This is a genomic window from Achromobacter sp. LC458, assembly GCF_001005835.2.
Classification (GTDB): domain Bacteria; phylum Pseudomonadota; class Gammaproteobacteria; order Burkholderiales; family Burkholderiaceae_B; genus Achromobacter; species Achromobacter spanius_B.
In genome coordinates, this window is sequence record NZ_LBHW02000004.1 from 152,950 (window position 1) to 164,367 (window position 11,418).

11 protein-coding genes and 1 pseudogene are annotated in these 11,418 nt (G+C 58.1%); 11 read left to right on the forward strand and 1 reads right to left on the reverse strand.

The window, feature by feature from the left end; translation table 11 throughout:
• The first annotated feature begins 940 nt into the window (after positions 1 to 940).
• From YH64_RS05280 to YH64_RS05340, 11 genes and pseudogenes are all read left to right on the forward strand, one after another.
• Complete coding sequence (locus YH64_RS05280) at positions 941 to 1,543, forward strand: glycine zipper 2TM domain-containing protein (RefSeq protein WP_006216172.1); 603 nt, start codon at positions 941 to 943, stop codon at positions 1,541 to 1,543.
• 91 nt (positions 1,544 to 1,634) lie between these two features.
• Positions 1,635 to 1,976 carry a hypothetical protein gene (locus YH64_RS05285; protein WP_006216173.1) on the forward strand — a complete coding sequence of 114 codons (342 nt, stop codon included), beginning with the start codon at positions 1,635 to 1,637 and terminating at the stop codon, positions 1,974 to 1,976.
• A gap of 91 nt (positions 1,977 to 2,067) precedes the next feature.
• Positions 2,068 to 2,301 carry a hypothetical protein gene (locus YH64_RS05290; protein ID WP_039882442.1) on the forward strand — a complete coding sequence of 78 codons (234 nt, stop codon included), beginning with the start codon at positions 2,068 to 2,070 and terminating at the stop codon, positions 2,299 to 2,301.
• Between the two features lie 141 nt (positions 2,302 to 2,442).
• Entirely contained in the window at positions 2,443 to 3,072 is a 630-nt protein-coding gene (locus tag YH64_RS05295) for a DUF3275 family protein (RefSeq protein WP_039883689.1), read from the forward strand.
• 71 nt (positions 3,073 to 3,143) lie between these two features.
• Entirely contained in the window at positions 3,144 to 4,247 is a 1,104-nt protein-coding gene (locus YH64_RS05300) for a DUF6094 domain-containing protein (protein ID WP_006216176.1), read from the forward strand.
• Positions 4,248 to 4,535: 288 nt separating this feature from the next.
• The gene (locus YH64_RS05305) at positions 4,536 to 4,979 is read left to right on the forward strand and encodes a hypothetical protein (RefSeq protein ID WP_006216177.1); all 444 of its coding nucleotides are present in this window, start codon (positions 4,536 to 4,538) and stop codon (positions 4,977 to 4,979) included.
• Positions 4,980 to 5,012: 33 nt separating this feature from the next.
• Positions 5,013 to 5,627, forward strand: a complete 615-nt coding sequence (locus tag YH64_RS05310; protein WP_006216178.1) for a hypothetical protein — start codon at positions 5,013 to 5,015, stop codon at positions 5,625 to 5,627.
• Between the two features lie 80 nt (positions 5,628 to 5,707).
• Entirely contained in the window at positions 5,708 to 7,984 is a 2,277-nt protein-coding gene (locus tag YH64_RS05315) for an SNF2-related protein (RefSeq protein WP_006216179.1), read from the forward strand.
• Between the two features lie 414 nt (positions 7,985 to 8,398).
• A pseudogene (locus YH64_RS05325) lies at positions 8,399 to 9,061 on the forward strand (SOS response-associated peptidase).
• A 467-nt stretch (positions 9,062 to 9,528) separates the two neighbouring features.
• Positions 9,529 to 10,173 carry a DUF1778 domain-containing protein gene (locus YH64_RS05335; RefSeq protein WP_006216184.1) on the forward strand — a complete coding sequence of 215 codons (645 nt, stop codon included), beginning with the start codon at positions 9,529 to 9,531 and terminating at the stop codon, positions 10,171 to 10,173.
• A gap of 6 nt (positions 10,174 to 10,179) precedes the next feature.
• Entirely contained in the window at positions 10,180 to 10,686 is a 507-nt protein-coding gene (locus tag YH64_RS05340) for a GNAT family N-acetyltransferase (RefSeq protein ID WP_026382169.1), read from the forward strand.
• Positions 10,687 to 10,713: 27 nt separating this feature from the next.
• Here YH64_RS05340 and YH64_RS05345 read toward each other — a convergent pair whose 3' ends face one another.
• The gene (locus YH64_RS05345) at positions 10,714 to 11,202 is read right to left on the reverse strand and encodes a hypothetical protein (RefSeq protein WP_143215256.1); all 489 of its coding nucleotides are present in this window, start codon (positions 11,200 to 11,202) and stop codon (positions 10,714 to 10,716) included.
• Between the last annotated feature and the right edge of the window lie 216 nt (positions 11,203 to 11,418).

An 11,418-nucleotide genomic window follows, 5' to 3' on the forward strand; every position in this document is an offset into this window, starting at 1 on the left:
CCTTTATCTAAGTTGTTCAATCGATGTAGGGAGCGGCCCTCGTCGTTGCTCGCCGTCATGACCTGGTCTACCCGGGACGGCCCCCCCTTGATCCATAGTCGGATCACTGACCGCCCGCGCCCCGTCTGCAACTCCCCAGTCGAGGTTCGACTCGACCTCGTCACTGTCCTCTACCTCGTCGCCGGCGCCATCCTCGGAGCCGGCATCAGTGCTCCATAGCGACACGCTGCTGGGCGTAACGCTCGTGCGACCGGCTATTGCTCCTGAGCTCGATCGCGTGACTTCAACGGGGCCCGAAGGCAGATCCACGATAAACCTCTCGGGCCGACCGGGGACAAGAACGTAGTTTCCCTGCACGTCCGCAGAACTGCGAACACTCCCGGGCAACTCAACTGGCACCGAGTTCACGCCGGCCGGCAAGGGCTTGTCCAACACCAAGATGGCTTTCCCCTCATGTGCAAACGCCTGCATCACGCCATTGCCGCCGCCCGAGCTTACCGTGTAGTCGAAATCCAACCTTTCCGGTGCGACCCGCAGATCGGAGACAGGCGTCCCGCAACCCGCAACTGAGATCGCTCCGATTAGGCAGAGAGCCGCATACAGCAACCGGGGCACGTGATTTAAAGGCGGAAGTACGGGGGTCAAGGTCATTCCCAAGTCGCGACGAAAAGGGGAGTGTCGCTGGTCCAGCCCAGCCATCATAGAGCCGTGCGTCTGTTCCAAAAAGCGCAGTGCGCCCCTTGCCAAATAGTTGGTGTTGTGTGTAGGATTCGGCCCAGTACGCCCGCCAGAGCTCATCTGGCATCTTTTGCAGTGCCGCGGTTTGGCTCCACCATTCGGTGACCGCAGGTCTAGCGACCAGGAGTGTCTTTTCAGCCCATCGGGGAACCTTCCTCCCCGACTGGGGCGGCGGTTCCCCTTTTTCTTTAGGAGAACCGACATGAGTTCAACCCTTAGCGTTGCGATCCTTTCCATCACGTTCGGCCTCGGCTTGGGCTCCCTAACCTGGGTCGCTTTCACCGTAGGCGCAACACGATCAGCCCAACTGCGCGGCGCGATCCTTCGCGTCGCTTGCGGACTCCGCTTCCGCCTTCGCATATGCCTCGCTGCCATGGCGTTAGTAAGCCTAGCCGGCTGCGCAAATCAAAGCGCGTCCGGCGGCGTCTACAGCTATCAGCAAGCCCAGCAGGTGCAACTGGTCCAACCGGGTACTGTCGTTTCGGCACGGCCCATCACCATTCAGGCCAGCTACAACTCGGGTGCAGGCATGGCTGCCGGCAGTGCAATTGGAGGCTTAGCAGGCAGCGCTATCGGAAGCCACAAAGGCTCCTATATCGCCGCAGCGCTAGGTGCTTTGTTTGGCGGACTGGCAGGAAATTCCGTGGAACGCGCGGTGTCTCAGGCCGCAGGCCTGGAAGTCGTGGTGAAACTCGACAGCGGTCAAACGCAAGCGGTCGCGCAAGAGGCGGACATCCCGCTGAAGCCCGGTCAACGAGTCAACGTTCTAAGCGGTGCCGGCGCAACGCGCGTCGTCCCGATCTAAACCCAAGCAGCGGCGCCCACTCAACGCCCTGCCTTTTCCCAATCCGGGCCCACGCCCGGAAGGGCGAACGGGTCCACTCCCTGGCTATGCAATGAGCAACCACTACTTCGCCACCACGCACAAGGGTCATCCTGTTACCGTCAACCTTGGCTGGGACAGGCCGCTCAGTTACTTCTTCATGGTCATCTCCAAGCCTGTTGAACTTCGTGACGAGTCGCAGCTTGTAGACGACGAAGACTACCTCTACTCCAACCTTCACGAACGAGAACCGTTCGAAATGGATCTTGATTATTACCGCCATGTCTTGAACCACTTCAGCATTTCCGTGCCGGAAAGCATGTTCAAGGAAGTGGAGGAGGATATGTTCAACGACGTTGGAAACCGCGTCGTGACGCACCAGGCTGACGGTACGTTCACCGAAAGCTCCATGTAACTACTGCACTTTACTCACCCATCGGGGCCTCCGATGGGGGGCCTCGTTTTCCTCAAGGCCCCATATGCCATTTCATGCGAACGAAGAAAAGATGACCAACGTCGAGTGCGTTGCGGACCTTATGGAGTTCTCCTCCTATGGCCCGCTCGCTCAGATGTTCGTCGTAGATGCGTTGCTTAAGCATGCCACGACCGTGGCACAGCTTAGCGATGCAGAACTCGAAGCCTGGCCAGCGAACCCGATGTTTCATGTTCACTCATGGCGGGGTGTCGCCCAGGAAATCAAAGACAAGCTCGAAAGGCACCTCGGCGACGCGTCTGCCTAATCGGCGTAGCACTGCACCAGGAAGCTCGGTTCCGCAGCTCCTGACGCAAATATTTTGATCCTTCATGCGGGCCTCATGCCCGCAGCCCCTCTCATTCATCTTGGCCCCTACGGGGCCGTTTTTTATTTCTGGAGCAACACCATGATCAAGATCCCCGGCACCCTGGAGGTCAAGACGATTCGAGGCGGCAACGGCGACTTCAACGTCGGCGAACTGCAGACCGCGATCGGCGAGTTCAAGATCAAAGACAAGATCTTGGAGCAGTTTCAATCGGGCTCCTATCCCGGCGAGTTCCTCATTTCCAAGATCTATCCGCACTCCTACACGTGGTACGGAAAGATCACCATCGAGATCCGGGCTTCGCTCGCAGAAGTCATGTTGGACTGCGACGAGCCCGACGATTCCGACCCCCCCGCGCAAGCGAGTGAGCCGGACCCTGCAGACGAAGAACGCACTTCGCCATCGGCCACGCCTCAGGCAGAACCAACAGTCCTGCCTGATGCGATCACAGATCAAGCACCAGCGACCCCGGCGCGCAGTGTTTCCGGGGCACAGCCCGCGGAACGGCCCACGTCGCCAGACGTTGAATTCGACGATAGCGAGCTTCTTGCCATCTTCGGTGATGAGCTCGCCGAGCTCATCAGGGATGGACAACCGGTGAAGCTCGATCCGTCTGTCGACCGCACTCTGTTCCGATCGCAACGCGACTGGCTTGGAAAGCGATTGGGGTACAGCTTCCGAGCTGCTTCGCAGACGTGGCACATCAAGTAGAACTCTCCGCCAGATGGGCGGGTCCGGCCTCCGCCGGCCCGCACTTCACGACTACAAACAGGGAAATTTTTATGGCTCTTATTTTTCCAAGACTGGCTCAGAACTTTGTTCGAAACGGCTATTTTCCAACCGATGAGAAGACACTTGGACGGATTTGTTCCGCACTTGAGCTACTCGATCCTGACGCAGGGGCAAGGCTGTATGACCCGTGTTGCGGCGAAGGATGCGCACTTCATTGGGTGGCTTCCAACCTCGACACGCTTCATGAAACTCGAACGACGGTGACCTATGGCGTCGAGTACGACAAAGGCCGCGCCTGGCACGCGAAGGAGCTTCTCTCATCAGGGCTCCATGCAGATGTACATGATGTTTTTGTATCTGCGCGATCCATGGGGCTTCTGTTTCTGAATCCACCTTATGGGGCTGTAGTTGCAGACAAAGGTCACACCGGCGATCGGCACTACGACCGTCTGGAAAAGGTCTTCTACCAGGCCGCCGTGCCATCGCTGACATTCGGAGGCGTACTGGTTTTGATCGTCCCGCACTACGTCATGGACAAGCAATTCGCGACGATGATCTCCAGGAACTTTGAAGGCGTGCAAGCCTACTTGGCGCCAGAGCAAGAGTTTCGCCAGTTGGTCGTATTCGGCATCAAGAGACGCTCGGAGTCCCCTGATCCAGAGACGGTGAAGCGCTTGGTTGATATCGGTCAAGGGCAGCTACCAATGGAACTACCGGAAGAGTGGACAACCGCTCCGTATCTCATCCCGCACGTTCCAGGCGAGCCCGCCTTTATTTCGACAAAGATCGACGCGGAGCAGTTGCAGCTTGAGCTGCAACGCGTGGAGGCTTCGACGTTGTGGCCGCAGTTTGATCGAGTTTTCTCGACCGGCCAACTAGCCCATCGCCGCCCGCTGTGCAACCTCTCCGACTGGCATCTGGCGCTTGCTCTGGCGGCCGGCCAGATAAGCGGCGTGGTAGAGAGCGACGACGGGACCAAGCTACTCATCCGCGGCGACACGATCAAGGTCAAAGATCAGGAGGTGCAGCTTGAAGAGGCTGATAACGGAGACATTCGCACGACGATTGTGATGCGCGACAAGTTCGTGCCAACGATCGTAGGAATCGACTTCACGCCCGGGCCGACCCTTGGCCGCCTGGTCAACATCCGCTAAATCTCTCGGGGATAGCAGCGACTGCTGCGCATCGCCCCGGGGAGAACAATGGCGGTTTCAACATCAGCCCCTCGTATCCACGAGGGCGCTGTCCTAAACGCATTCACCTGCGCTTAGGACAGCGTTCTACGAAGCCCTACGGTACTGGGCCGCTGCCGGCGTAACCGGCGCCCTTCTTGGTTTGGCTCCATGGGCATTTGCCCAGACCAAGGTCGCATCGACCTGGAGTGTCCTCTAAACCCTTGCGGGCTTGCCCGCGAGGGTGCCTGCTGTCGCTTGGATATGCCAATGACAACGTCCTCTAAGTTCATCGTGACCCTTGAAGTCGCGTACCAACACGTCATCAAGGTCGGCGTGGTTGCCGCCAATGAGTTAGCCGCTTTGCAGTTAGCGGAGTCTGCTTTCGGGAGTGGTTCGCTATGGACAGGAGATTGCGCGCTGCAACTCCTACATGACGACTTCCACGAAGAAGGAGAACGGGTTGACCTGTCCGTTTCCCACCTGGGCAATGGCGCTTTCCCGCCTCCTGATGCGACCGTGCACGAGCTTGAGCTCCACTCGCGCGCACGTCGCCTTCTCAGCTTTTGCCGAATGGTTTCCGACGCCGCACCCTCACTGACCGAACAGATCGTCGATTTAGACCGCCTGTTTGAAGTGAAGCTGTCGGCGCGGTCGATCCAGCAGCTACGGGAACTACTGCCCCACTTGGCGGAAGTAGAGCCCGCACTGTGACGATCCAGACCTACCAAACTCTTGGAGCAAAGCATGATGTATCGCATTCGTGAGCTGCAAGACCTGTATGTGGATGCCTGCATCAGGTTGCCAAGCGGCGATCTCGCATTTCTTTCGTTCTATGGCAGAGACGGATCAGTACAGCAGCTCTTTGCGTCTCTTCAACTGGGATCTCAAGAAGGAGGCCTACGACAGTTGACGTTGATGACGACGTCATCGACCGTCGAAACCGTGGTCTCCGTTGGGGATGTGAAGCGTCTTGAAAAGCACACAGGCCGGCTTCCCAAGCAGACTCTTTTCGGCGGACTCTTGCACTGCTGGATCTATGACCCGGCGCTGCTGAAACCATCCCGCCCTACTCGAAGTGGCTGGGTGTTGCGCGACTCTACTGCCGCGCAAGCACCTGACCTGGCCTCTGACCCCGTCTGGGATCTAGTTAAACAGATCTCCGAGGTTCCCCTCTTGGACCACTGGCGTGATTTCGTGATGAGCGAACTTCGCTGCGACCTTTTGGCCGATCTTGATGACGAAACTTCCAGGCCGGTGGGGCGCATACATCCTACGTTTGTCCGCCTGCCGAGTGACTTCTCTTCCCGCATTTCCTCATACGTCCGTGATGGCCGACTGACCCTCCTGGCGGACGCCTAACGGCGCCGCTCCCCCCCCTTCCGGGACACCCGCCCGGAAGGGGCCGGTGTCTCTTAATTCCCTTTGTTTGGAGCACCACCATGAATGCAATCGTTGACGACGAAGTTGTCGCCTTGGAAGAAGTTCAATCCGATGAAACCGCGAGCATCCCTCTATCGGAGTTCATCAGTAAATTTGGCTCTGGCCTGTTACAGGCCGTCCGGAGTCAGAATCCCCCTATCTTCGACGAGGCGTCCAACCCCATCTGGGACGGAATCATCAATTCCTTATCGCGCACGCCGTTTCCAGCTCAGCGACGCGTTGTTCACGCCATAACCACCCTTCTGACACAGCATGCACCTGCCGGCGTCATCAATGCGGAGATGGGCACGGGAAAGACCCTTATGGGCATCCTCGTGGCGACTCTCCTCCATCACGCGGGCTTCCCGCGCACTTTGGTGCTTGCGCCTCCCCACTTGGTTTACAAATGGCGGCGTGAGATTCGTGCAACGGTTCCTAACGCGCAAGTCTGGATCCTCAACGGCCCCGACACGCTTCGAAAGCTGCTGCAGCTCAGGAGCATGCGAAGCAAGCCGGTAGTGCCGCAATTCTTCATCTTGGGCCGCGTTCGCATGCGAATGGGGTTCGATTGGCGTCCCGCCTTCGCGACTCGTCCGGCAATTTACGACTCAGAGCTCGGCCGCGTTTACAGAAGTGCCGCTTGCTGCCCTCAGTGCGGTAAGTTCGTCTGCGATGAGGAAGGTGTTCCATTCACGCCAGCGCTAGCAACATCAGCGTTGAATGAACGGCGAACTGCCTGCGGATGTGGTGAACGGCTTTGGACGCTGGTACCCAAACGGGCTACGCCGACAAGCTACCGCGACATGGTTAAGAAGGCTCTTGTTCAAATGCCAACGGTCGGCCCGCGCACCGCGGACAATCTTCTTTGTCGATTCGGCGAAACCATGCTTGGCGATATGCTGCAGGACAACGTCTACGAGTTCATCAACTTGATGGACGATGAAGGGGACCTGGTGTTTTCGGACCGACAGGCAAAGCGCATGGAAAGAGCACTAGCCTATACCGAAGTGTCCTTCGGTCAGGGTGGTTTTCAACCTACTGAGTTCATCAAGCGCTATCTTCCGCAGGGCTATTTCGGCCTGCTAATCGCAGACGAGGGACACGAGTATAAGAACGAGGGTTCTGCTCAGGGCCAAGCGATGGGAGTTCTGGCGCGCAAGTGCTCAAAGGCTCTTGCGCTTACCGGCACGCTAATGGGGGGCTATGCCGACGACCTCTACCATCTTCTCTATCGCCTGCACCCGCAGATGATGATTGAAGACGGGTTCAACTTCAACTCGAAGGGGTCGATGGCTTCCGCGACGATGGCTTTCATGCGCGAGCATGGAGTCCTGATCGATATTCACAAAGAATCGAACTCAGGATCTCATCGCACGGCAAAAGGGGATAAGAAGACTATCTCTACCGTCAAAGGCCCGGGGTTTGGTCCCAAGGGAATCATGCGGTATGTGGTTCCTTACACCGCGTTCTTGAAGCTTTCCCAGCTTGGTCAGGACGTTCTTCCTCCGTACCGCGAAAGCATGGTGGAGGTGGCCATGTCTGCCGACATGGAATCTGCCTACAAGTATCTTGAGCGAACGTTGGTCGACGAGTTACGTCGGGCATTGCGCGCCGGTGACAAGTCGCTTATGGGGGTCGTGCTCAACGCTCTCCTCGCGTGGCCGGAATGCTGCTTTCGGCCTGAGACTGTGCGACATCCTCATACTAAGTCGGTGCTTGCGAGCCTTCCCTCGCTATTCGGCAATCAGGAGATGGCTCCAAAAGAAGAGGCACTACTGGAACGAGTACGGCGGGAGACTGCGAAGGGTCGTCGCACGCTGGTGTACACGACGTACACAGGCACTCGCGACACTTCGGCCAGGCTAAAGGCCCTTTTCGACCAGGCTGGGGTGCGCAGCGCTGTACTTCGTTCCAGCGTAGCCGCCGAGAAGCGGGAAGACTGGGTGATGGAGCAGGTCGATCGCGGGATAGACGCGCTCATCTGCAACCCAGAGCTCGTCAAGACTGGACTAGATATGTTGGAGTTTCCGACCATCTTGTTCATGCAGACCGGCTACAACGTTTACACGCTGCAGCAGGCTGCAAGGCGTAGTTGGCGGATTGGTCAGACGCGAGATGTGGACGTCGATTTTCTGGGTTATCAGGGCACGGCGCAGATGCGCTGCTTGCAACTCATGGCTCAGAAAATCGCAGTATCTCAATCCACATCCGGAGACATGCCTGACTCGGGGCTGGACATCCTCAATCAAGGGGGGGACAGCATTGAAGTCGCCCTTGCGAAGCAGTTGGTAAGCTGACTTCGTTTTTCAGCTGGACTGGCCACCCCACAAAGGGTGGCCTTTTTTTTCGACAGCCGAGGCTCGCCCAGCACGCCCAGACATGAACGCAAAACTCGCTCCGACCCAATAGGGTTAATTTCGGCCTTCCCGTTGCCTGGATCAACATCGCGCGTGCAATGGCGAGCATAGAACCATTTCGGGGCTCCTCCGAAAGTTGACCAGCGGGTAGTGCTCGCTCGAATGGTGAAGACTCAATGCGGCATGCGCTCGGCGTGGCAGCGCCTGCATTTCCGCTGCGAACGCGTCCGCCTGGACGAATTCATCGGCCAATGGAAGGCCCGTAAGCACCTAACCAAGTAGGCGGTGCTTTATGGTCGCTTTCGGCAGGACGCCGGCAATTTATTATGAGGCTTCTCTCTGGGGGAACTCCTCATGTGCAGCCACTATCAAACACTGAAGGACGCCGAGCTGCTGCTCAGAAAGTTCGGCGCGCAAAGGCCAGCGACAGTCGGGAAATACGATATGTGGCCTCGATATCAAGGGGTCTTCGTCCGCCGACCACCCGAATACGATGTCGGCGATGAGGCGGTTCCACCGCGCGAAGCGGCCGTCGGCCGGTGGGGCTTGATATCGCCGTCTACCCGTCCTGACGATCTCGCGGGCGCGGAAAAGCTGTCGACATTTAACGCTCGTGACGACCGCGTCGCAAATGCGTTCACCTTCCGCAACGCCTAGCGTCGCGCACAACACTGTGTCATACCCGCCGATGCTATCTTCGAGCCCGACTGGCGGTCGGGAAAGGCCGTCGCTACACGCTTCGCGCGTGCCGACGGCGCGCCGATGGGCATCGCTGGACTCTGGGACCGCTACCGGGACCAATCCGGTCAGTGGCAGGACAGCTACACCATGTTGACGATCAACGCCGATGAGGACCCGCTGTTTCGCGACTACCACCAAGCTGGCAAAGAAAAGCGGATGGTTGTGATTTTGCCTGAGGGGGCATACAGGGACTGGCTGGCGGCGCCCGCAGAGCAAAGTCGGGACTTTCTTCGGCCCTTCCCCTCCGACATGCTGGTCGCCAGGCCCGTGAACTGACCCTGATAAAGGCGGAATATACTGGATGGATAGCCAGTGATTCCATTATGCCTTTCAAACAGACCTTGGCCTACGAGGCGCTTCGCGCCCTTCGTGAACGCCATCCGCAAAATGCGGATGTAATCCTCTTGTTGTGGGAAACCAAGCGCCGCCGCTCGGAACTGATGCGCTGCATCAGGTGTCCGGTGACCTCAAACGGCCCCACGGCCTCATGGGCGACATCTATCAGGAACTCCTGATTCGCCTCGCGGCAGAACCCTGTGTAATAGAGCGAGATGAGGAGGTTCGCGCCATGATGGAGGCGCCGGACAAACTTCGTAAAGGAGTGGCACCGCGGTAGTTCAAGAACGGTGACAGCACTCTATCGTTCGCTTCCCAACCTCACGGTGTGCCAAACCATCGACGCCGTACGAGGAATGCCGTACAATATTTTTGTACGTTAATTCCCGTACACGGAGGAACACGCCATGCGCACACATTACGAAGACCTAACCCCGGCATCCAAGATCAGCCAGAAGCGGAAACGCCAGCGGCAGGATTCGCAGAACACTTCTGAGAGCTTCGTCGTGGCCGTGCCGGACTCAGGCTTTGCAGCGGCCTACGCCCGCTGGGCAAACGTGATGCGATCCAAAGCGGCCGGGTCGCCGACTGAGGAGCCCCCTAGGCTTCTCCGCCTCGAACGCCGAGGCGCCCGAACCGCTGTCGCCGCCCGGTCGCAAGTCAAGAAAGCGCGAGCTGCAGAGCGTGACCGTCACCAGCTATCGATCGATTTCGTTGAACAGCTACGCGAGCTCATCGGACAAGAGCTCAAACGTGTTGACGAACCGCGAACTGCCCGACTCGACGCCAGGTTGACCGCGAAAGAGCGGAGCGTGATTCAGCGCGCCGCAGATATTTCTGGCCGCTCGCTCTCAGAGTTCGTGATACACGCGGCCCATCAAGCAGCACTCCTCGAAATTGAGCATCAGGTGGTTCTACGGCTCTCTGAGCGTGACTCGGAAACGCTCGCAGCGGCCCTCGATGCCGAGCCGGCCGAACCGACCGCTGCGTTTAAACGCGCCGTCGCGATGCGGAACAAGATCGTTCACGACATGAAGGCAGACAAGGACTGATGCAGTATGCGTAGCCTAACCGTGCCTTTCTCGAAGTCCATTGATCGCAAGGATTTTCGCTGTGGCAAACCGGAGCTTGATAAGTACTTCATCGAGCAGCTTGGGCAAGACGAAGCGCGCGATGCCGCGCGCGCGCATCTGCTCATGAGGGACGATTCGGTGGCGGGATTCTTCACGATCTCCGCCGGCGCCGTGGAATTGACGCGTCTGCCTGAAAAGGTCCTGAAGAAGGTTGCCCGGTACGCTCAAGTTCCCGCCGCTGTAATCGGGCGGCTCGCCGTGGATCTGAAGTACAAGGGTCAGGGCATCGGAGGCCAGCTTCTTATCGAAGCGTTGACCATGATCGTTTCTGGCCCCCTGGCCGTGACGGTTGTGCTGGTCGACGCCAAGGATGAAGAAGCTGCGGCGTTCTATCGTAAGTATGGCTTCGCTGCCCTGCAGGATGTCGACCCCTTGAAGCTATTCATGACCGCGAAAGACGTGCGGAAGGCGCTCGAAGAGTTGGAAGAATAAACTACCAGCGCCCGTTTTTCCGCTGTTCTAGCGGTAATGGAGCTGCTCCGGATCAATCGTCAAAAATCCCGACTCCACTGCGCATTGCTGCGCCACCGTGGCCAAGGGCTTGTAGTCCCACTCAGGCCGCCCTGCGTCATCGAATTCGACTAGGGCAAAAGACCCTGCAGGTGCTAGGCCACGACCCTTCGGATAGTGCTCGACCATGGCTGTCTGAGCCGCCGCTATCGCAAGCAGTTCATCACGAGTGCGCTCGCGTTGCCACCACTTCTTGGTAGGCAAGAGATGCTGCAGGCCGACTTCTTCGTGCAAACGCTCGATAGCGGCCCTGCGCACCTCTTCAATGGCATTCGTGACTGAAGTCCCGTTGTATCCGTAAAGCTGGGCGCACAGAATCACGAGCCCATCCTGCCGAATGCGAGCACGAACAAAACACGTACCTTCAGCAACGAAGCCGGGAAATCGGAGCCGCGGATATTCCTTATCGATGCTCTGAAACTGCGAAATCTGGTCCACGTCCTTCCCCCTCACTAGGTTTTACGTCGATGGATCGGCGCGTCGCGTCTTTCGCGCGCCATATAGGGGATAACGGCACGAGTCAACCAAAAATTAATGCTTGCCTTGCCGCAGTAGGCTACGCATGCCAGAGAAGACCCGCATCGGAACATTCCTGCCACCACCGCGATCACGCAACTCACCCTGATACACTTCCTCGCGAATTCCGCCAGCACC